General features: G+C 34.0%; 14 protein-coding genes. 8 read left to right on the top strand and 6 right to left on the bottom strand.

Annotated features, from left to right (window positions below; translation table 11 throughout):
- Positions 1–31: 31 nt before the first annotated feature.
- Positions 32–2,923, bottom strand: coding sequence for a TonB-dependent receptor (locus tag AC15TD_RS05395; protein WP_484451109.1), 2,892 nt, complete (start codon positions 2,921–2,923; stop codon positions 32–34).
- Between the two features lie 233 nt (positions 2,924–3,156).
- Between AC15TD_RS05395 and aspS the strand changes: the two genes are divergently transcribed.
- The 4 genes from aspS (at position 3,157) to AC15TD_RS05375 (ending at position 8,894) form a co-directional block, all read left to right on the top strand.
- Positions 3,157–4,911 (top strand): aspartate--tRNA ligase, encoded by a 1,755-nt coding sequence (aspS, locus tag AC15TD_RS05390; protein ID WP_484451123.1) that lies wholly within the window; start codon positions 3,157–3,159, stop codon positions 4,909–4,911.
- A gap of 46 nt (positions 4,912–4,957) precedes the next feature.
- A complete protein-coding gene (locus AC15TD_RS05385) occupies positions 4,958–6,745 on the top strand; it encodes a chloride channel protein (RefSeq protein ID WP_484451108.1) in 1,788 nt (595 codons plus the stop codon).
- A 117-nt stretch (positions 6,746–6,862) separates the two neighbouring features.
- Positions 6,863–8,650: a chloride channel protein gene (locus AC15TD_RS05380; RefSeq protein ID WP_484451107.1), complete on the top strand. Its 1,788-nt coding sequence runs from the start codon at positions 6,863–6,865 to the stop codon at positions 8,648–8,650.
- 4 nt (positions 8,651–8,654) lie between these two features.
- On the top strand, positions 8,655–8,894 hold the full coding sequence (locus AC15TD_RS05375; RefSeq protein ID WP_484451106.1) for a hypothetical protein: 240 nt from the start codon (positions 8,655–8,657) through the stop codon (positions 8,892–8,894).
- Here AC15TD_RS05375 and AC15TD_RS05370 read toward each other — a convergent pair.
- Together AC15TD_RS05370 and AC15TD_RS05365 are read right to left on the bottom strand one after the other, a co-directional pair.
- Positions 8,891–9,340: a nucleoside deaminase gene (locus AC15TD_RS05370; RefSeq protein ID WP_484451105.1), complete on the bottom strand. Its 450-nt coding sequence runs from the start codon at positions 9,338–9,340 to the stop codon at positions 8,891–8,893. The two genes, AC15TD_RS05375 and AC15TD_RS05370, sit on opposite strands and share 4 nt — an antisense overlap.
- A gap of 63 nt (positions 9,341–9,403) precedes the next feature.
- Entirely contained in the window at positions 9,404–12,082 is a 2,679-nt protein-coding gene (locus AC15TD_RS05365; RefSeq protein WP_484451104.1) for a T9SS-dependent M36 family metallopeptidase, read from the bottom strand.
- 170 nt (positions 12,083–12,252) lie between these two features.
- On the opposite strand from AC15TD_RS05365, the gene dxs reads away from it, so the two are divergent.
- Positions 12,253–14,022: a 1-deoxy-D-xylulose-5-phosphate synthase gene (gene dxs, locus AC15TD_RS05360; RefSeq protein WP_484451103.1), complete on the top strand. Its 1,770-nt coding sequence runs from the start codon at positions 12,253–12,255 to the stop codon at positions 14,020–14,022.
- A gap of 43 nt (positions 14,023–14,065) precedes the next feature.
- Here dxs and AC15TD_RS05355 read toward each other — a convergent pair whose 3' ends face one another.
- Together AC15TD_RS05355 and AC15TD_RS05350 are read right to left on the bottom strand one after the other, a co-directional pair.
- Complete coding sequence (locus AC15TD_RS05355; RefSeq protein WP_484451102.1) at positions 14,066–17,248, bottom strand: PA domain-containing protein; 3,183 nt, start codon at positions 17,246–17,248, stop codon at positions 14,066–14,068.
- Between the two features lie 54 nt (positions 17,249–17,302).
- Positions 17,303–18,643: a deoxyguanosinetriphosphate triphosphohydrolase gene (locus tag AC15TD_RS05350; RefSeq protein ID WP_484451101.1), complete on the bottom strand. Its 1,341-nt coding sequence runs from the start codon at positions 18,641–18,643 to the stop codon at positions 17,303–17,305.
- A gap of 160 nt (positions 18,644–18,803) precedes the next feature.
- Here AC15TD_RS05350 and AC15TD_RS05345 point away from each other — a divergent pair, with 160 nt between their 5' ends.
- The 3 genes from AC15TD_RS05345 to AC15TD_RS05335 all read left to right on the top strand — a co-directional run bounded on the left by AC15TD_RS05345 (position 18,804) and on the right by AC15TD_RS05335 (position 23,417).
- Complete coding sequence (locus tag AC15TD_RS05345; RefSeq protein ID WP_484451100.1) at positions 18,804–19,190, top strand: carboxypeptidase-like regulatory domain-containing protein; 387 nt, start codon at positions 18,804–18,806, stop codon at positions 19,188–19,190.
- A gap of 198 nt (positions 19,191–19,388) precedes the next feature.
- On the top strand, positions 19,389–22,199 hold the full coding sequence (locus tag AC15TD_RS05340; protein ID WP_484451099.1) for a TonB-dependent receptor: 2,811 nt from the start codon (positions 19,389–19,391) through the stop codon (positions 22,197–22,199).
- A gap of 30 nt (positions 22,200–22,229) precedes the next feature.
- The gene (locus AC15TD_RS05335; RefSeq protein ID WP_484451098.1) at positions 22,230–23,417 is read left to right on the top strand and encodes a multidrug transporter; all 1,188 of its coding nucleotides are present in this window, start codon (positions 22,230–22,232) and stop codon (positions 23,415–23,417) included.
- A 71-nt stretch (positions 23,418–23,488) separates the two neighbouring features.
- Here the strand turns inward: AC15TD_RS05335 and AC15TD_RS05330 are convergent, their stop codons facing one another.
- Positions 23,489–23,839 (bottom strand): toxin-antitoxin system YwqK family antitoxin, encoded by a 351-nt coding sequence (locus AC15TD_RS05330; RefSeq protein WP_484451097.1) that lies wholly within the window; start codon positions 23,837–23,839, stop codon positions 23,489–23,491.
- Between the last annotated feature and the right edge of the window lie 356 nt (positions 23,840–24,195).

Raw genomic sequence — 24,195 nt, 5'->3', positions numbered from 1 at the left:
TGAGGCTTTTTTGATGTATAAATAATTTTTATTATTTAAGCTTAAAACTAAGTCTAGCGAAAAGAAAACGTCCGCCAACACCAAATTGCTGTGCTCTTCTTGACCAGTCAAAACGACCACCACTTCGGTTATTACCCCCATCTGCTAGGGTTTGTGCAGCTCTGTCTGGATAAATATCCAACAAATTATTAGCACCAACTGTCAATGTCAAACTCTCAGATGCGTGATATCCTATAGACAAATCTGTAACTAGTTTTGATGCAAAAACTTGCTGTCTATCTATATTTGTGGTCGCTTCTGTAACTTCTCCAAACCAAACATTTCTTAAAAACACATTAAATTTACCTGTTGTTAAACTATTAGATAAATTTACTTTGGATCTTGGTACAGATTCTTCAAGATACACTCTACTATCTTCTGGGAAATAAGTACCCACTAATCCAGCATTTTCTAGTACCTCTGAAGCCTTTATATCTCCAACCTTTTTCGTTTTAGAAAATGTTCCTGACAAATCTGTTTTTAATTTTGAAGCATTTCCTATTCTAACGTCGTATGTTATTACAACATCCAACCCTTTAGATTCTGTATCTATGGCATTAGCAAAAAATGATGCCGCAGATGCATTGGCTTGAGATAATAACCTATCTAATTCTGTACCTGTACCTGGTCCTGTAAATTGACCCGTATATACCACTCTATCATCAATACCAACCCAATAGCCATCAACTGTAAACGTTAAATTAGCTTCTGGTATTTTTGTGGTAAACCCTAAACTAACACTTTTAGAAGTTTCCTCTTTTAATTGAGGAATTCCCAATAGTTTTGCCGCTTTACTATTATTAGCAAACGTACCTACTTCTTGAGGATCTCCATTTTGGTCGAATATGGTAGATGTAGAATTAAAATTTAATTGATGTAAAGAAGGTGCTCTAAAACCAGTATTAAAAGCCGCTCTAAAATTGGTGTTTTCACCAGCTTTAATTCTAGTGGCTAATTTAAAATTAATTGTAGAACCAAAATCTGAATAATTTTCATATCTGGCAGCAAGACTTAATAAGAATGCTTCTGTAATATCTGCCTCCATATCTAAATAACCAGCAACACTGCTTCGCCCTCGAGATAATTCGTTAGCAGGACTAAACCCAGGAAATACTTGAGAACCGCCAGGTCTTGACGCCCCAAAGAAGTCTTCTGATGGTTCTTGAGATGCTAAAGTAATTACTTGACCAGCGGCGGTGTATTGCGCATACGATGGTTGTTCACCGGCAATAATTTCATAATTTTCTAGTCTATGCTCAGCACCAAATGCTACATTTAAACCACTAAATATATCGTCATAAAATTTGCTGACATCTAAATTCGTTGTGTTTTGAGCAAATGAGAATCCACCAGCATCAAAAAATGTTGGAGATGCTTTTTGCATAGAAGCATTATAGGTGTTTCCAATTGTATATAAAAATGCATTTTTACCATACGTATTACTAAAGTCAACATCCCAATCATTAATTTTACCTTTTATTCCAACCGAAAGTGATTTATCATTAATGGTTGAATTAATTTCGGGTAAAAATCCATTAATATAGGCGGGCGTGTAGGTTCTAGATTGATTAGGCAATCTGTAAAACCCTGCAGAATTTCCTTTTCTTGAACTCATACCGGCAAACGAATATAACTCGGTTCCTTGATCATCTAATGGTAAAACAAAGTTTGCGAAGAAACGACCTCCTCGTAAAGCTGATTGCCCAACACGCATATTAAAATCGCTCGCTACTAAGCCTCTTGCAGCTAATTCTGCAGCTGTATTGTCAGCTGATAAAATAGTTCGTAATTCTGGTTTCGTTGTAGCGCCATTCAATGCAATTCCGGCTTGATTAGCATATTGAATCACATCTGTAACATCGTTATCTAACAATTGAGACAAATCGTAATTATCATCATTTGCAAAACGTTCAACAGTGTTATAAAGATTAAATACACTTCCTTCCCATTCTTTCATTCTGCTATAATCTTGTCTTACATCAAAATCACCCGTAAAGTTTATAAAACCACCCTTATCGCCTAAGTCTAAACCATAGTTTGCGCTCACATTGGTAGTCTCTCCATCAACACCTCCTGTTTGATCATTAGCATTCTTTGAAAAATTTGCTCCTGTTGTAATATTTAAGTTTAATTCATTCGTGCTTTTTTTAAGCACAATATTGATAACACCGGCAATAGCATCAGAACCATATTGAGCCGCCGCACCATCACGTAATACTTCAATTCTAGCAATAGATGCTGCAGGTATCGCATTTAAATCGGTACCTACACTACCACGTCCAAACGTTCCGTTAACATTCACTAATGATGAATTATGACGCCGCTTTCCATTGATTAATACTAAAACTTGATCTGGACCTAAACCTCTTAACGAAGCCGGGTCAATATGGTCGGTACCATCAGAAATAGTTTGAGTATTAGATGTAAATGAAGGCGCTACATAATTTAAAATCTGATTTAGATTTACCTGTGGCCCAGCAGTAACAAGTTCGGTTACATCAATAACGTCTACCGGAACTGCCGTATCAATCGATGAACGATTAGGGTTTCTCGACCCTATTAACATCACCTCTTCTAAGGCGACACCTTCAGTTAGTGATACTGTAATATTTTGCGATGACGATACTTTCACTTCCGTAGTATTGTATCCAAGAGAGGAAACAACAATGGTCACTGGAAAGCTGGAAATGTTTAAACTAAAGTTTCCGTCAAAATCAGTAATAGTCCCTGTTGTAGTTCCTTTTACTATAACGTTCGCACCAGGAATTGGGCTCTTTGTACTTGTTTCAATGACACTTCCTGTTACAGTTTCTTGAGCCATCATAGCCATGGGAAAAAGTAGTAGTGCCAGTAAATAAAAGTTAAAATGTAAAGTTTTTTTCATAAGTTATTTGTTAGAGTTAGTAATATTATTTTTAGAAATATATCCACTAAAAATACAAAATTTATATCCAATTGCTATTTTTATATATTTTATTTAAATAAAAATGCATTTTTTAAGTTAATTATTTGAATATAATTAAAAAGATATGTGCCATGCATTCTTTTATAATTTATACCCTAAATCATAGTTTTTTAATAAGATATCTTACTAAATTTGCACATCAAATTTTAAATATGTACAGAAGTTATAATTGTGGTGAATTAAATGCCTCACATGTAAAAAAAGAGGTCGTACTTGCTGGTTGGGTGCAAAAAACTCGTGATAAAGGATTTATGATTTGGGTTGACCTACGCGATCGTTACGGGATTACCCAACTTATTTTTGATGAAGAACGCACTTCAAAAGCCATCATACAAGAGGCAAAAACTTTGGGAAGAGAATTTGTAATACAAGTTAAAGGAACTGTTATTGAACGTACATCCAAAAATCCAAAGATCCCTTCTGGTGATATTGAAATTTTAGTATCTGAATTAAATATTCTTAACAAAGCATTGCTTCCGCCATTTACTATTGAAGATGAAACAGATGGTGGTGAAGAATTACGAATGAAGTATCGCTATTTAGACATTCGCCGTAATCCCGTTAAAAACAGCTTAATTTTTAGACATAAAGTAGCTCAAGCCGTTAGAAATTATTTATCAAATGAAGGTTTTATAGAAGTTGAAACGCCTTATTTAATTAAATCAACTCCCGAAGGTGCTAGAGATTTTGTAGTGCCTTCAAGGATGAATTCAGGTCAGTTTTACGCGCTTCCGCAATCGCCTCAAACCTTTAAGCAATTGCTTATGGTTGGAGGCATGGATAAATATTTTCAAATTGTGAAGTGCTTCAGAGATGAAGATTTACGTGCCGACAGACAACCAGAATTCACACAAATAGACTGTGAAATGGCTTTTGTTGAGCAGGAAGATATTTTAAATGCTTTTGAAGGTTTAACGCGTCATTTACTTAAGGAAGTAAATGGTGTTGAGGTAGAGAAATTCCCAAGAATGCTTTATGATGATGCCATGCGTTTATACGGAAATGATAAACCAGATATACGTTTCGGCATGCAATTTGGAGAATTAAACAGTGTGACGCAACATAAAGATTTTGGTGTTTTTAATAATGCTGAATTGGTTGTTGGTATTGCCGTTCCTGGCGCTAATAGTTTTACAAGAAAAGAGATCGACAAATTGATTGATTGGGTAAAACGACCTCAAATAGGCGCTTTAGGCATGGTATATTGCAGATATAATGAAGACGGAACCTTTAAATCATCTGTAGATAAATTTTATGATGAAGCAGACTTAGCTAAATGGGCAGACGTTACGGGCGCAAAACCGGGAGATTTAATTTGCATTCTGTCTGGTGAAACTGATAAGGTAAGAACACAACTAAGTGCTTTAAGAATGAAACTTGCAACACGTTTAGGGTTACGTAAACCCAACGAGTTTGCTCCATTATGGGTTATTGATTTTCCGCTTTTAGAATGGGATGAAGAGACCAATCGTTATCATGCGATGCACCATCCGTTTACCTCACCAAAACCCGGGCAACTAGAATTACTAGAAACAAATCCTGGGGCTGTTAAGGCAAATGCTTACGATTTAGTTATGAACGGAAATGAAATTGGTGGTGGTTCTATTCGTATCCACGATAAAAAAACACAGTCATTAATGTTCGATTATTTAGGCTTCACTCCTGAAGAAGCTAAAGCTCAATTTGGATTTTTAATGGATGCTTTTCAATATGGTGCTCCACCACATGGAGGCTTAGCTTTTGGATTAGATCGATTAGTAGCTATTATGGCTGGGCAAGAAACTATTCGCGATTTTATTGCATTTCCTAAAAATAATTCTGGTCGTGATGTTATGATAGATGCCCCTTCTCCTTTAGATGATAAACAACTTCAAGAATTGAGTTTAAAACTCAATATTAAATCATAAAAAACTAAATCCTGCATGAGCAGGATTTTTTAGTAATTTTATAAGTATGCCAAAAGAAACCATTTTAAAGCGTGTCTTAATTTGGAGAGCCAAATATATTTCACATACGCAGTTTGTATACATTTTAAGTATCGTTATTGGGTTTGTTTCTGGTTTAGGAGCTGTTGTTTTAAAAAACCTAACACACTTTATTCAGCATCTGTTGGAAGGTAAAGTCGTTAAGTATTATCATCATGCGTTTTACTTTGTATTTCCTCTCATTGGTTTAACCTTAGTATATCTCATCATAAAATATATTATTAGACACAAAGTAAGTCATGGTATTCCAACAACACTTTATGCTATTTCTAAACGTAAAGGACTTATAAAACAATACCAAATGTTTGGTTCAATCTTAACAGCGCCTCTTACAGTAGGTTTTGGAGGGTCTGTGGGACTTGAAGGACCAACGGTAGCCACAGGAGCAGCCATCGGTTCTAACATTTCTAGAATGTTTCATATGAATCAAACAACCAGAAATTTATTAATTGGTTGTGCAGCGGCTGGCGCTTTATCATCTATTTTCAAAGCTCCTATTGCCGCTATTATTTTTGCTATTGAAGTGTTTAGCTTAGATTTAACGCTTTTATCAATGCTACCGCTTTTGTTGGCATCACTTTCAGCGATTCTAACCTCCTATTTTTTCTTTGGAGATGATGTGTTATTACCTTTTAAAATTGAAGATAAATTTTTTATTTCAGATGCGCCTTTTTACATGGCTTTAGGTTTAGTAGCTGCTTTGGTTTCCATTTATTTTGCTCAAGCGTATGAACGCATTCAAAAACTATTCGATAAACTAAATTCACCCATTAAGAAATTAATTTTTGGAGGTATCGCTTTGGGCCTTTTAGTGTATTTAATTCCACCACTATTTGGAGAAGGTTTTGATGTTATTAATAAACTAATTGCTGGTAATCCTGAAAAAGCTTTAACAAACAATTTTATAAACTTTGATGTCACTAACATATGGATTGTTATTTTATTATTGGCAGGTTTAGTGTTTTTTAAAATTATTGCAAGCGCCTTAACATTTGCCGCTGGTGGTGTTGGAGGGATCTTTGCTCCAACACTTTTTATGGGAAGTATAATGGGCAACTGTCTAGCCAAAATTATTAATAATTGTGGTTTATTCAGCAGTCCTATTTCAGAAACTAATTTTACCCTTGTGGGTATGACAGGACTTATGGCCGGTGTACTTCACGCACCTCTAACTGCCATATTTTTAATTGCCGAATTAACGGGAGGCTATGAGCTCTTTATACCGTTAATGATTACTTCGATTATTTCTTTTAGCGTTACCAAACACTTTAGTCCGCATTCTGTTTATAATATGCAACTTGGTAGAAAAGGCGAGTTAATAACCCACGATAAAGACCATGCCGTACTAACGTTTATGGATATTGATAAAGTTATTGAAACCAATTTTTCAACCATAACACCCAATATGAACTTAGGGGAAATTGTGAATACAGCTGTTATACCATCTAAACGAAATATTTTTCCCGTTGTTCATGCTAAAACCAAAGAGTTTGTTGGTATTATTCTTTTAGACGACATAAGATCTATAATGTTTGATCAAGATTTATATGGAGAGATACGAGCACACGATGTCATGCAACCAGCACCTGAAATTATTGATATTGATAAAGATAAAATGACCGACATTATGAAGAAATTTCAGGATAGTAGCGCTTGGAATTTACCAGTTGTTAAAAACAATGTTTATATGGGATTCATTTCTAAATCTAAACTTTTAACCGCTTACAGAAGACAGTTAATTAAGTTTACTAATTAATAATTACGTTTTTTATTTTTTTAATTCTCTATTTTGAAATCATTCCAAAATGCTTCATATTAAGTTTTGATAAATTAAAAAAATTGTTTGTATTTGCTTTTTTAGTAGATTTATAAAATGTCACCTAATAATTCTAAAAGTCTTTTATTCAAATTTTTAATTTGGAAATATAAACATATTTCCGAACGTCAATTTGTTTATGTACTCAGTATTTTAGTTGGATTTCTTGCAGGTATGGGTACCGTAGTTCTCAAGAACCTTACGCATTCAATTCGATTACTTTTTGAATTAAGTTTTTTTAAAAACTACCAGATTACATTATACTTTATTTTTCCAATAATTGGTCTGGTTCTGGTTTATATTATAAAACAAATATGGTTGAAAAAACATATTGGTCATGGTATTTCATCAACGCTTCATGCAATTTCTAAACTTAATGGTATAATCCCAAGATATAATATCTATGCCTCGCTAATTACGGCACCACTTACTGCTGGGTTTGGAGGCTCGGTTGGTTTACAAGGACCTGCCGTAAGTGTTGGCGCTGCATTAGGCTCTAATGCTGCACGGTTATTCCACATGAATACTAAAACCAGGCTTCTTTTAATAGGATGTGCGTCCGCCGGAGCTATGGCCTCCATGTTCAAAGCTCCCATTGCTGCCATAGTTTTTGCAGTTGAAATATTTAGTTTTGATATCGCATTTACCTCGCTAGTCCCTCTTTTATTGGCATCTATTTCAGCGGTTGTAACATCTTATATGTTTTTAGGAACTGATGTGTTGCTAAGATTTGAATTAATTGATAAATTTGAAATTAACGATATTCCTTTTTATGCGGTATTAGGTTTGGTTACAGCCTTTGCATCTGTTTATTTTTCAAAAGTATTTTTCACCATTACTAACTTTTTTAAACAATTTAAAAGTCGTGCTTTGCGGTTATTAATTGGTGGGTTAGCCATCGGTACCATGCTATTTTTTATTCCTCCGTTATATGGTGAAGGGTATGGTATTATGAACAACCTTTTAAAAGGTGATCATATTGCTGCTATTGGTATAACCCCCTTTGAAGTAGATTTATCAAACATCTGGATTGTTATTGGCCTTTTACTGGGCATCGCAATATTTAAAGCGATTGCAATGACAACCACATTTGGAGCTGGCGGCGTAGGTGGTCTGTTCATTCCTACGCTAGTAATGGGAAGCTCTTTAGGCAATGCTTTTGCTAAAATTATTAATAATGTTGGTTTAGGATTTGAAGTTTCAGAATCCAATTTTACATTAATTGGGATGACTGGTTTAATGGCTGGTGTTTTACATGCGCCATTAACTGCCATTTTTTTAATTGCTGAAATAACCGGTGGATATGAGTTATTCCTGCCACTAATGATTGTTGCTGCCATTTCGTTTTCTATTACTAAACATTATATTTCCCACTCCATCTATACATTAAAACTGGCAGAACGAGGTGAACTTAAGACACATGACAAAGATCAGAATGTACTCATGGTACTTGATATTGATAAGGTAATAGAAACCAATTTTATTGTTCTCAACCCCGATATGAAACTTGGTGATATCTTAAAAAAAGCTGTAGCAAAGTCATCAAGAAATCATTTCCCCGTAGTTAATGACGATCATGAATTCTTAGGTGTTATCCGGTTGGATGATATCAGACATATCATGTTTGATTCTAACTTATACGACAAAGTTGATGCTTCTACGCTTATGCATGCAGATGCGGGTATTATTAATTATGATGTAGATTCTATGAATGACATTATGAAGAAATTTAAATCTACAGGCGCATGGAATCTGCCCGTAATTAAAGATGGCAAATATCATGGCTATATTTCTAAATCTAAACTTTTAACCGCTTATAGACGGCAATTAATAAACTTTACTTAATAACATGAAATATCTTATTTCCATATCTCTTATAGCATCTCTTGGTTGCATTCTTACTGGATATCTGATGGATTTTGAACACTCACAAAAACTGATTGGGTTTGGAGTTTTAGGTCTGTTTTTTATCGTTTTTCCTTTATTTTCTTATCATAGATGGAAAGGTAAAAACGTTAAGGACTACATGCTTACCAAAGAAAATTTAGATAAGATGCGTGAAAACCAAAAAGAAGAAAAAAAGTATTAATTTAAATTTCGTCTTTCAATAAAAAATCGTTTTAAAAGCTCGGCTGCCTCTTCTTCCAAAACACCACCAGTTATAGCAGTCTTAGGGTGTAGTTTAGTTTTTAAATTAATACAACCACGTTCTAAATCTCTAGCGCCATAAACAATATTCGAAATCTGACTCCAATACAGAGCACCAGCACACATTTGGCAAGGTTCTAGGGTGACGTATAGGGTACACTTTTGAAGATACTTTCCGCCTAAAAAATTAGCAGCAGCCGTAATAGCTTGCATTTCGGCATGTGCCGTAACATCATTTAAGGTTTCTGTTAAATTATGCCCTTTTGCAATCACTCTATTTTCAATAACAATCACAGCACCAACAGGAATTTCCCCCTTTTCAAAAGCAATTTCTGCTTCTAAAAGGGCCTTTTTCATAAAATAGGAATCATCAAAAGGTTGTATCATAAAAGCAAAAATAAAAAAGACGAATCAATTGATTCGTCTTTTTTTAATGGATTTTATATAAATCTAGTTTATAATTATTTTTTCATTCGTATTTATAAAATCGCCTTTTATATTAAGTATATAAAGACCCGATTTTAAATTACTCACATTTAATTCTACTTCCCCCATCAAGGTTGCCTTTTTAGTTAACACCTGTCTGCCATTAATATCAAATAAATTTATCATAACATCTCCTAAACTTTTACCAGATTTTATAGTTAGTCTACCATTCGTAGGGTTAGGATATACTCTATAATCCTTAGAATTAAAAGAATCTGAACTTAAGGTTGTACAAGATAATAAAGAAGGATCACTAGGGTCTGGCATCGTAAAATCTTCAACTTGATCTGTTCTTAACAATGAACTTCCTTGATCAGCATTTACACCTAAACCTCTTGCCGCAAATACTTCCCATATCATACATTGGTCTTCACCACCTGTTAAAGCTACATCAGCAGCTAAAATAGCATCTCTTCCATCAACAAATCCTGGCTGACATACCTGTAATTTCATTGCATCCATAACAATTTGCATCACTTTATTATTACCTCCAGTACCCGAATAAATATTAGAATCAAATCCATATTTTTCAACGTAAGCCCATGTTAAATCCCAGAGCATTGTACACCATACAGAACCAACACCATGAGGTGCACTAATGGCCGCTGTATTATTTGAATCATTATAAGTTAATGGATTAATTGAAGTGTCTGTGCTATAGCGATATGGTCTAATACCAGGGCCATCTGTTGGTTGCTCAAGATCAAAAGTTCCAACACCACGTCCTGTAGTTCCAACATCAGAGGCTTTCATAGTAAGCATTAGTGTAAACCAATCAGACCAGCCTTCTCCCATTTGTTCAGTTCTCGTTGCCGGGATACAATTTCCATTTTCATCTCGTTCTGTACATTGAATTAAACAACTCACATCAGTGGCTCCTCCAGTTAACCTATTAGAAATACCATGAGCATATTCGTGTATAATTACTCCATTATCATAATTTCCATCAATAAAAGGTGGTTGAATTAATGATGCGCTTAAAGTTTCAGAATTGTTCAAAGCAGCTATAATGGCATCTCCATCTTCTCTACTTATCATAATACTTGGTATAATAACACTGTTAGGATTTGTTGCACCTACACCCATTGTAGTAACGGGTCTATCGTCAGTTATTACAATTGCGGCTATAGCACCAGCAATTTGTGCTGCTAACACCTTAACACCAAACTCACAAGTTCCTCGATTAATTAACGCTATTTTACCAACTAATTCTGCACCGTTAATAATAGCATCACAGGCATCATAAGGATCCGTTGAATCTCCAGCATCATCGTCAATACTCAAAACTAAATCGCCAGTAACTGGTATTTCTTCTGAAAGACTTCCTCCAAATCCAGCAGGAAGGCCAACATACCCACCGTCAAGAGAACCTCCATTTATTGTAAGGGCATTACCATTTGAAGAATTCCATAAAAACATCTGCATTCTTGGACTAGTTCCATCTGGTGGAGTTCCAAAATTAGCATTATTTAGCCCCGAACCATCTAGCCCATCTGCGAATACAGGGTCACCAGCTCCTGTAAAATTTTGTCTTTGATAATGTTTTTCTTGAAAAGCCCCAGTGGCAATATCAAATCCATATTGATATATAATGTCATGAACCATATTATTCACATAGAATAAATTTGTAATGGAAGCATCTATTGATGCTGACGCCGTTTTACTTAAATCTATAGCAAAATCAAAATTTAAAGAAGCTCCGCCGTCTGGCTGATATCCCGTCCCATCATTCCCATCAGAATCATCTTGGGCAATAACATTATTTCCTTGGGTTGTTGTATATTCAGCACCTGCTACACCATCATCATCATGCCATCCAAATGGAGAGGCAATAGCATCAGAAGGTTCTAACTCTATGGTTCTTGGTCCATGGTTTGGGCTTTCAGTTGGAAATGAGAACACATTGTACTGTGAACCATCTACCATCATATTCGTTTTAGTTTCGAATAAATTAAAACTTGATTTTAGTGAATAATTATGATTTGCATGATTTATATTCCCAAAATTACAAGACAGCATCCAATCATCAACATTTAAGACTTTCCCAGAAATTGCGTCGACTTTAGCACTCCACCAATGTCTTCCGTCAATTGTTAGAATATTCAAATCCCAAGCGAGTTTTAATAAACCATCTTTATCTTTAAAGTATACTTTTTCAACAGAGATTTGTTCTTGCGACACATTACCCTTTGAAAATACCACCTTATTATTTGTTTCCTCTAGTATATCTAAATTACCCGTACTTCCTAACCTATAATGACTAGCAAATTTGCCAACCGCTTCTGAAGGACCTATTGCCACCTTTACCGTATTAATCTTTTCAGAGATATTAGTTTCAAACTTAGAGGCAAAATGAAATATGTTTTCATTTTTTATTCCAACAGTAGAGATGGCATTAAAAATTTTTATTCCCTTATAACGCTGATTCAAATACATATTTGTAAGCCCAGTTTTTTGAGTAATAATCTCTTTATTAATGTATAAATCCTCTAAATCTGTATTAGAGAACTTCGCCATTTTTAAATTACTTTTAAGATAATTAGTTATTAATGATGCATGCTTAGACTCTTTAAGTGGTGATTGCGCCATGAACAATTGAGTCCAAAAGAAGAACAGAACAATAACTTTTAATTTTTTTCTCATGTTTTTGCGATTTTTTTTAGTAAAAATAACTAACTGCTTAAATAAAAAATAATTAATCTGTAATTATTAAACGAATTTTATATTTTAAGACTTTATTGTTACGTAAACTTTCTTTGAGAACAATATTTTTATTTAAAAAATACCTATTTAAAAAGCATTATTTTTGTACTATGAAAAAATCATATCTAGCCTTGATTGATTCACCCAAAGAACTCCGCCTTTTAAAACAAGAAGACTTACCTCAACTTGCCAAAGAATTACGTGAGTTTATAATTAATATAGTAGCCACCAAAGAAGGCCATTTAGGGGCTAGCCTAGGTGTCGTTGAATTAACAATTGCGCTTCATTATGTGTTTAACACCCCTGACGACCAACTTATCTGGGATGTTGGTCACCAAGCATACGGGCATAAAATTTTAACTGGAAGACGTGATGATTTTCACACCAACAGGCAAGCAGGGGGTTTGAGCGGCTTCCCAAAACGTGATGAAAGCATTTATGATACCTTTGGGGTTGGGCATGCCTCAACGTCAATCTCTGCAGCTTTAGGAATGGCTATTGCGTCGCAACTAAAAGGAGATAATAAACATCATATTGCCGTTATAGGAGATGCCTCAATTGCTGGCGGTATGGCTTTTGAAGGTTTAAATCATGCAGGTGTTACAGACGCTAATCTATTGGTTGTTTTAAATGATAATGCCATAGGAATAGACCCAAGTGTTGGTGCCTTAAAACAATATTTAACCAATGTTAAAAAAGGCACTCAAAAACGCAATAATATTATTAAAGCTTTAAATTTTGATTATTCTGGCCCTATTGACGGACATGATATTCACGCTATTATTTCAGAATTAGAACGCTTAAAAAACGTAAAAGGTCCTAAGTTTTTACATGTTATAACCACCAAAGGAAAAGGTTTAAAACAGGCCGAAGATGACCAGGTAACCTATCATGCGCCAGGAAAATTTAATGCACAAACAGGTGATGTGTATTCTAAATCTGATATCAAACAGCCCCCTAAATATCAAGATGTATTTGGTTTTACACTTGTTGAACTTGCTAAAGAGAACAAAAATATAGTAGGTATTACACCTGCCATGCCTACTGGAAGTTCTTTAAAATATATGATGGTGCAAATACCAGAACGTGCTTTTGATGTTGGTATTGCAGAACAACATGCCGTTACTCTAGCGGCAGGTATGGCAACCCAAGGTTTAATTCCATTTTGTAATATTTACTCAACATTTTTACAACGCGCCTATGACCAAGTGATTCATGACGTGGCTCTCCAAAAATTACCGATTGTTTTTTGTTTAGATCGTGCAGGTTTGGTTGGCGAAGATGGTGCAACGCATCATGGTGTTTTTGATTTATCGTTCTTAAGATGCATTCCTAACCTTATTATTTTTGCACCACGAGATGAAGTAGAACTCAGAAACATTATGTACACCGCTCAACTTGGTTTAAACCTTCCTATTGCTATTCGTTACCCACGAGGACACGGTATAACTATAGATTGGAAACAACCTTTTACCGAAATTGAAATTGGTAAAGCGGTTCAACTTAAAAAAGGAAATACTATTGCTGTTTTAAGTATAGGCACCATAGCAAAAAATGTTGTCGAAGCTGTTTTAAATTTAAACATATCGCATTACGATATGCGATTTGTTAAACCTTTAGACGAAACATTATTACATGCTATTTTTAAAAATTACAACACTATTATAACCATTGAAGACAATTCAATAAAAGGTGGCTTTGGAAGTGCGATTTTGGAGTTTGCTTCAAAAAATAACTATAAAAATAATATTAACCTTTTAGGCATACCCGATAGCTTTATAGAGCATGGTACTGTTAATGAATTACAAGAATCTGTGTGCTTAAACTCAGAATACTTAAAAAGCTACATAAGTAATTTAATTAAAAAAAGGGGCAGCTAAACGCTACTCCACCCCTCTTTTTATTAGGATAGTATATTATTAATTACTTAATAACTATTTTATATGTAGATACTTTGTTATCAGATTTAAACTTAACAATATACATACCACTTGATGTGTTAAGTGAAATATTTTGTATTCGGCTTCTATTAAAATCTATGTTAGATGCATAAACCTCTCTACCATTTAAATCGTAAATATTTAAAATTCCATTATTAATTTCTTTACTAGCAGCAACTTTAAAATTACCATTAGAGATGGTTGGATAAACTTTAATAGCATTATTAAAATCAAAATTTTTAGTAGATAGTGTACTTGCTTCTGCCGTAAATTGCCCTGTAAACATCCCTCTACCATAAGTTGATGCTAAAACTGTATTATCAACAGTTCTTAAATCAAAACTTGTTATAATTACATCTTTCATCCCGTTTTGAGAACGTACCCAATTTGGGTTGGTAGCACTAAAATCGGCAGTTCCCCAAACACCTAAATCAGTTCCAATAATTACCTCGTTGCTATTTAAAGGATTTGCCATAATCGCTCTTACCGGAATATCTGGGAAATTCCCTTCTTTATTTTGCCATGAAGCACCTCCATCTTGGGAATAAAAAATACTTTGTACCCCATAATTATAAAAGGTAACATATATTTCCATTTCACTAGCCCCTAATTGTATACTGGAAATACTTCCAAAAAAGTCGTTACCAGTAATTTCACTCCAAACAGATGCACTGTCTGCCCCTTCAACCTTAAATAGCTTTCCGTTTTCAGTACCAATAAACAAGGTAGTTGATGGGTTTTCTGACGCTTTAAATGCTGTTGGATTGGCGTCCAACAAAACATTAGTGAAATTTGATGCTGTTGCTCCCCTTATGTTTAATATATACCTATTAATTTGATACGTTGTGCCAGATGAACCATTAGTATATAATATATCATTAATATCGTCTAGTTCGGCAGGATTAATAAAATCTCCTGAATTTTCATCTGCAACAATATCATATACAGATATTTGACCAGTTGGATTATTATAGTCTTGATATTGATAATTATTATAAACATATGAGGTTATCATATAATTCTTATCTCTATCAATGAATACGTATGCCCCATCTCCTCCGTTCTCAATATCACTAAACGAATTTGCTCCTGGCATTGTAGATACCCCTGATTCTAAATTTCCATTATCCTGTGAACCTCCAAGTATTCTTTCATTAGGACTAACGTCAGGACCTAATGCTCCTTTATAAAATTGAATTGTACTATAATCTTTTGTTCTTTCAGATATTGTGGTTCCAGCATCTGAAGAATACGAAACACCTCCATCATGAGCAAACATTAAAGTTGATGCTGAGTTGTTTCCAAAAGCCATAGCGTGCTGATCGGCATGAACATATGAAACATTTAGCCCTGCTAAGGCATTATTGTTTGACCATTTAGAAATTTGATTCCATGTTGAACCTCCATCGGTAGTTTTAAATAAATCTATCCCACCAGTGTAAACAATATTATCATCTGTAGGATCTACCTCGATTACTAAATCATAGTAAGCTTGACCCCTCGTAAAATCAGTTTCAGGTATACCCGTATCTGCATCATTTGGCAATGGGAGTGATGTTTGATTTGCAAATCCATCATCAGTACTTATTATTTCCACGGCATTAGTACCAGAAGTTAATTCAGCTAACACATAAATTTTATTAGGATCTGTTTTGGAAACTGCAATTTCTGTGCGTCTGCCGTTTGCTACTGCGGTTTCGAGTGTGAAGGTTATGCCGTCTGCAGAAGATAGAACTTGCCCTCCTGGGTCAGATGGACTCACAAAACTTCTTGTTGTAGAAATCCAAACCTTGTTATCAGCCCCAATTTCAATATCATTAGGCTGTATGGCACTATTTGATCCGTTTATTGGTAAAGTGAGTAACTCAAACGTTGTTCCGTTATCTGAAGATTTATATAGTCCATAAGCACTGGTGCCAAAAAATCCTAATTGCCCACTGGAATAACTAGGAACAAACGCACTAGCTGCTGCTGCAACATATACTTCACTGACACCCCCATTATCTCTTACAACAACATCGTTTATATGTTGAATTCCTGAGCTTGAAGAAAGTGCCGCATTGGCTGGTATAACATCAGGTTCAATCGTTACATTTACCGTATTTCCTAATTCAGTAATTATAGCCTGTCCGTCGGCCTGAGAAACCATTAAGGCTGGTATATAAATTGTGTAATCATCTCCTCCCATAATTATTGGTCCTCCAGCAACATTATTTACAACTAAAACTGCAATAGCTCCAGCGTTTTCTGCATTTTTAACTTTTATATCAAAAGAACACGATCCTCTCTCTATTACAGCAATATTTCCAGCAATTTCGCCAGAATTCACTAATGGATTACAACCTAAAGTTGGAGTAAGAGCGGTCCCATCATCAACCAAAACTAAATTTCCAATTATCGAAGTAAGTGGTTCTCCAAAACTTGCTTGTATTGCAGCATAATCTCCTGCAATACCTGCTGGAGAATTAACAATAACTTTAGCTCCCTCTCCGTTTGCAGTAGCCCCACCCAATACTCTAGACCAATTATTCCCTGCATCTGTAGATTTCCATAATCCATTTCCGTTGACCGTACCCTGAACATAACTTTCGCCAGTACCCACATAAAAAGTATTTGTATTATTAGGATCATAAGTAATACAGGAAACTGCTAGGTTTTCTGGCATGTTTACTAAAGACCAAGAAGAATTGGCGTCTGTAATATCATTATTAACCCATAAACCTCCGCTAACACCACCTGCAAAAACTTTTTTGTTTGTAGCGTCGTTAGGATCAAACATGATGGCTCTTGTTCTACCGCCAACATTGTTAGGACCTCTTTCAACCCAGTTGTTACTATTTTCTCCAGGAACTTTAGAAAACAAAGCGCGTTGGCTTAATTCCTGTTGAAGCTTAAACAACTTTTCTGGCTCTGGCTTACCTGTTTCTGGGTTCATAGTAAGTTCCCATTGCCGTTCTGCATATTTATTTGGAGGCAATCCTAATCCTTTTCTCTCTTCTTTAGACATCTTCAAGGTTTCTTTAAAAGGGCTATTTCTTAAAAAATTCTCATGCTTTTGTCTTAAATCTGCTAATTTTTCATTAGCCTTGTGAGAATCATTTTTATTAATAAATAATAAACTTCCTGAAAGGATGAATACTAAAAATAAAAGTAATATTTTTTTCATTTTACGATTTTTTGCAATTAAAGATACGTCTATATTTAAAAATATTCGATAATACTAAAAATGGATTCCTTTTATTTTCTTATAATTTAAAATAGCATTGCTATCAGAAAGCAATGAGATGTAGTTACAAACAGATAATAAGCGTTTATATAAACGATCATCATCTAGTTTCATGGTTTTTGGCAATCTATTTAAAATAAGTTTATCATAATTAGATGCGTTGCCATTAAACATATTATTAATTGCTGTTGTATATACACTTAAAAGATTTTTTAAAATCTCATAACCTGCAATTTCTTTATCAATAACCTCCTCCGATTTATAAATGTTCTCAACACTTATTTTTATTATATCATTTATTTGAGCTTCATATTTGCTCTTATCCAACAAAGCCGTTTTAAATTCTCCTTTTAAAATAGCATCCTCATGATCCATAAAAATGGCAACAACTTCATTAATCAATGTATTTATTGCTAAGGCTCTTAAATAACTTACTCGGTCTTGCGTATTTTTTAGTTGATGATATTTTTTTGTGTTTATAGTGTCACGCACTAAATTAATTAAATATTCAAGCGCAAATTCTTCTTGAATAAGACCGAGATTAATTCCATCTTCAAAATCTATAATCGTATAACAAATATCATCGGCAGCTTCAACTAAAAATGCTAAAGGATGGCGGGAATAGCTTATATCAGTCTTACTTCTCTTTAATAATCCCAATTCGTCCGCAACACCAACAAATGCTTCTTTTTCACTTTGAAAAAATCCATATTTTTTATCAGCTATATGATTCGTTGGCTTTTTTGGTAACGATTCTTTAGGGTATTTCATAAAAGCACCAAGTGTCGAATAACTTAATCGCAAACCGCCATCTCTTCCTTCTCTGCTTTCGGTTAAAATTTTAAACCCATTAGCATTTCCTTCAAAATCACATAAATCTTGATACTCTTTATCTGTTAACTGACTTTTAAATGCTTTTCCATTTCCTGTTTTAAAAAATTCTCCAATGGCCTTTTCTCCAGAATGTCCAAAAGGAGGATTTCCAATATCGTGAGCCAAAGCGGCTGACGCTACAATAGCACCAAAATCATTTGCTTGATAGCCATGAACCGTTTGTAAATGGGGATACTTTTCTAATAATTTTTGCCCAACTTTTCTTCCTATAGACCTCCCAACAACACTAACTTCTAAACTGTGCGTTAAACGCGTGTGTACAAAATCTGTTTGTGATAATGGTATAACCTGAGTTTTATCTTGAAGACTTCTAAACTCAGAAGAAAAAATAACACGGTCATAATCTACTTCAAACCCAAGACGTGTTTCATCTTGTTCTTTTCTTATTCTTTTGTTAGTGTCACCAAATCGTTTTAAAGATAATAATTGTTCCCAGTTCATCTTGTTATTTTAATCACAGCCAAGATAACTAAATTCAATAAAAATGAAACTGAAAATTACATAACATTAAGATAACATTTTAATGACAGTTGTTTAATAATTACATAACATCTGAATAATAGTAAAGCTATTTATTTGCAATAAGATTTAATTGGAACTTATGAAGCACTTAATTACTTTATTATTATTAACTTTTTCAAGTATTGGCTTTGCACAAAACGCAGGCATGATTGTTGGAAAAGTGCTTGATAAAGAATTAATCAATGAGCCTTTAATTTTTGCAAATGTTTCAATTAAAGGCACAGAAATACAATCGGACTCCGATGTAACTGGTTTATTTCTTTTGGAAAATGTTGCCGAGGGGGATTATACATTAGTATGTGATTTTGTTGGCTATGAATCTGAAGAAATAAAAATTCATGTTAATTCATTAGAGCCAACCGAAGTTAACTTTGCTTTAAGACCTACTACTATTTCTTTAAATGACATATCTTCTTTAAGTAATGTCTCTCAGATAGACACTAAAACGTCTACTTCACTTAATTAAGTATCCTAAGTTTTTTTAAAAAATCATCATTCAATAAATGCGATATTTTTTGAATGTTAAGCCATTGTTTCCAAATTAAAATTATAGACCAAATAAGTAACACTTAGGTAACAGTTTTATTACTGTTGTTTAATCCTAAGGTAACATCTTATTTACAGAAGGTCTCTTTCTTTGCAGCATTAAATTATGAAAAAACGAATGAAAAAAATCATACTAATAATTATACTCTTTGTTTCCGTATTATCCTTTTCTCAGAACACAGGTTCTGTGGTTGGAAAATTAATAGATAAAGAATATGATAATGAACCCTTAGCGTTTGCAAACGTTTTAATAAAAGGAACGACTAAAGGAACAACATCGGATATGGATGGATTATATGGTTTCGAAAATTTAGATGCGGGTTCATACACCCTATCTTTTAGTTTTGTAGGTTACGAAACCCAGGATATAGCAATTGAAATTATTGCCGGAAAAGTTGTTGAGTTGAATGTAACAATGAGCGCCAGTGCTGCTTCTTTAGATGAAGTGGTAATTACCACAACTACCAGAAGAGAAAGTGAAACAGCTCTGTTATTAGAACAAAAAAAAGCTGTTGAAATTAAGCAAAGTATTGGGGCTGATGAGCTTTCTAGAAAGGGTGTTAGCAATGCCGCTGGAGCAGTTGCAAAAATTTCCGGTGTTTCTAGGCAAGAAGGATCTAGTAATGTTTATGTTAGAGGATTGGGCGACCGTTATTTAAACACCACTATGAATGGTTTGTCTTTACCCTCAAATGATGTCAATAAAAAGAATATTGATTTAAATTTATTTTCATCAGACGTTATTGAAAATGTATCTATTAGTAAAGCGTATTCTTCAAGATTTTATGGAGACTTCTCGGCTGGTAATGTAGATATTAGTTCAAAAGATTTTAAGGGAAAAGGGGTTATTGATTTTTTTGCTGGTTCTGGAATTAACACCAATGCATCAGGAAAAAACTTTGTTAGAAGTGAAGGAACTGGTTATTTTGGATATTATGGGCGTTATGAGCACAACCCATTTGCTGTTATTTTATCTCATGGTATCGATCCCGAAAGCGCAGGAGAACCAATAAATGTTAGCTATGGTGGTTCTGCAGGAACTTCCTTTAACTTTAACAATGGTTCTCGATTAAGTCTTTTTGTAACGGCTTCGTTTGAAAATAGTTATGAATACAGAAAAGGCCAGGCGATTGATTACACCTTAGTTGAAAAGAAAGCCTTTGAACAAGCCGAAGAATACGAATATTCAACAGTTACAACAGGAATGGCAAACATCAACTATAAAATTGATGATTCAAATTCATTAACATACAACTCTCTTTTTATAACAAACTCATCGGATGTCGTTGGATATTTTGGAATTGATGGAAAAGGAAGAAGCAGAGATGCTATTCTAGATACAGAACAAGGTTTTTACCAAATGAATGTTCAATTTGATCAAACCCAAATGTTTGTGAATCAGATTGAAGGTAATCACACCTCAGGTAAGCTAGAACTTGATTGGGGATTTGGTCATAACCTGGTATACTCAAGGCAACCCGATAGAAAACGTATCTCCTTAGAAAATTATCAATTTGCATTAGATAACGACCCAAATACCAATCCAACGTTTTATAGCAACGTAGTTTTTGACAACCAACGCTATTTTCAGAATATTGAAGACGAAGAATTTAACAGCAAATTAAATCTAGCTTACAATATTTCAGAAAACTTTAAATTAAATGTAGGTTATGATGGTAGGAATAAACAAAGAACATTTGACAATATTAGATACGGTTTTGATATTGTAGGTCCTTCAACTGAAGTAACCGATGTAAATAATTTTAATGATATTTTTTCTCTAGAAAACATGCGCTTAAACCCAAGTGGTGAAGGTATTTATGAGATTAAAGTTATTAATACCTATTCTTACCTTTCAAATACGAACAGGCCTGGTTCTCCAGAAAACACATATAAAGGAAACTTAAACATTTATGCCGGTTATCTTGATGCAGAAATAAAAGCAGGCGAAAAATGGTTATTTGTTCCTGGTATTAGAATGGAGTCTTTAGAGCAAACCATTGCCTACAATGTAATTAACCTTGGGAATAGCGGCGAAGATGACAGATCATTTAAAAAAGATTTCTTTTTACCAACCTTAAATATAAAATATAGCTTAACAGACGAACAAAATATTCGCTTCTCTGCAAGTCAGACCGTATCTATTCCTGAGTTTAAGGAAATGGCACCTTTTGTTTATGAAGATATTGCGACACGTATTGGAGGAAACCCAGATTTATTAGAAAAAGGATACTCGCAAATTTTAAACCTCGATTTAAAATACGAATGGTTTTTTAGCAAAAGTGAAATACTATCAATAGCCGCCTTTACCAAAAAAATCAAAGACCCAATAAATCTGGTTGTAGGAGCTGATGCTACAGGAACTCAGCGTTACTTTAGAACAGGCGATAAGGCAACGGTTTATGGTGCAGAAATAGAAGTAAGAAAGAACCTTATAACAGACGAAAATGATGAATCTAAATTATCGCTTGGTCTTAATGCTACCTACATGCATACAGAACAAGATTTATACGAACAAATAGATGGTGCTACTTATGATGTAAGTTTCAACAAAACTACTGAAGAGCTGCAAGGAGCCTCTCCTTTAATTCTGAATGCAGATATTAACTATTCTCCAACATTTAAAAACTATAAACCAACAGCCAACCTAGTGTTTTCATATTTCTCAGATAGAATAGATGCCTTAGGGTCTGGCCAATTAGGAAATGTAATTGAAAAAAGTATATCAACACTTGACTTTATTTGGAAAAATAGTTTTAACAAAAAATTTGAAGTCAACCTTACTGCTAAAAATCTTTTAAACCCAACTATTAAATACATTAGAGAAACTACTCTTGGCGATATTGTAGTGAATTCTGCAAACGGAAAAGGTGTTTCTAACTATAAAAGAGGCATGGAAATGAGCCTTCTACTTAAATATAAATTTTAAACGAAAAAAAAATAATTAAACCAAAAGATGATGAAAAATAATTTATTACTAGTATTAGCCATAACTGCAGTGATGTTCTCATGTACCACTGATGACACTGCAGATATCATTATTAATGATAACAGCGTCATAAATAATAATGGCGGTGGCACTACAGATCCTCAAACCATGTTCCTCTCAGGAACATACACTGAAAATTTAACTTTAGATGCTAACAATTCTTATAAAATAAATGGGGCGTTAATTATGACATCTGGAACGACTCTAACAATTCCTGCTGGCATGACTATTACAGCTTTAGCTTCTGGCGCCAATGTGTATATAGCGATATCTCAAGGTGCTAAAATTGTTGCTAACGGAACTGCCGATAACCCAATTATATTTACTTCGGATGCCTCTTCACCGGCCGCTGGTGATTGGGGCGGATTAATCCTATTAGGAAAAGCACCAATAAACTCAGTATCGGGTAGCGCTACTTCAACCTCTGAAATTGCAAGTTTACCTTATGGAGGAACTGCTGCTGATGACAATTCTGGAATTTTACGTTATGTACGTGTTGAATATTCTGGTGGTGCCGCTGATGGGCAATCTGAAAATAATGGTATCTCATTTTATGGTGTTGGAAACGGAACCTTAGTTCAATACATTCAAGCACATGAAGGAAAAGATGATGGCATTGAGTTTTTTGGTGGAACCGTAAATATAAATTATGTTGCCGTTACCAATTGTCAGGATGATTCATTAGACTGGACAGAAGGGTTTTCTGGTTCTATAACGAATGCTTATGTAAAGCATGGTATAAGTCACGATAAAGCTATTGAAGCTGATGGATATAACACAGACTTTAGTAATGCTGCAGGTTTTTATTCTAAACCTACTGTAACAAATTTAACAGTTATAGGTCAAGGAAATACTGCAGGAACTGAGGCTATTCGTTTAAGAGCAGGAACTCAAGGTGTATTTTCAAACCTATTAATTCAAGGTTTTGAAGAAGGATTTGATTTAGATGGTGATACAGGAGATAACCCTACAGGTGCTGGTGTTACAAGTGGTGACTTAAATGTAACAGACGTAACATTTACTGATGTCACCACGAAAGTTAAGAATGATACTGGCGTTACATTTAATATTGATGGAGACTTTATCAAATCTGGTGATGGAAATGGTACAGGTACAGATTTTGCTACTTGGGGACTAAACTGGACTACAGGTAACTAATAACATATGTTTTTAAAAAAAAGCATCCTAAATATAGGATGCTTTTTTTTATATAATTCCACTTGGCAATTTTATAAATCGCCATTTCCTTTTACTTCAGATTCTTTTAAGCCTGCTATAACATTTCTACTATAATCAACTTCTTTAACTGTTCCATTATTATAATAAAACCACTTACCCACTTTTTTTCCATTATCATAGTTAGCTAAAACAATTTTTTTACCTTGCTTATTAAAACTAGTCCATTCCCCTTGTAATTTACCATCTAACGTATAAGCTCCTGTTTGACTTACTTCTCCATTATCATGATAATATACAACGTCTATTAAGTTGGTATCTTTATTTAATTTTAATGTTCTTTCTTTTTGGGCAAAGCTTATTGTAGCACATAAAACAAGTACCAGTGTCACTATCTTTTTCATCTATCTATAGGGTTGTAATAATAATTATATAACAAATATAATCCATATTTTACATTAAAAAAATGTTTTCATAACGTTTACTTAACATTGAAATCACAAAGCTCTGTTTTATAGTTACTTATAAATATAAATACACTAAAAACTTAACATTGGAATAAAAAAATGAAAATCATATTTAATGATTATTTAATATTCTCCTTACAATCAAGTTACTTTTAAAAGTGATATTTGAACGTATTTTAAAATACAATTAGTATTTCATATAATCTATTAGTTTTTGTCGACTACGTTATCATGAATCTAATGACTGCCTTTGGCCAAGGCAGTTTTTTTGTTCTAAACTTAATCATATAGAA

This window comes from Yeosuana sp., from assembly GCF_057126245.1.
The sequence above is the reverse complement of the archived record's forward strand: the minus strand, read 5'-3'. Positions and strand labels throughout refer to the sequence as shown.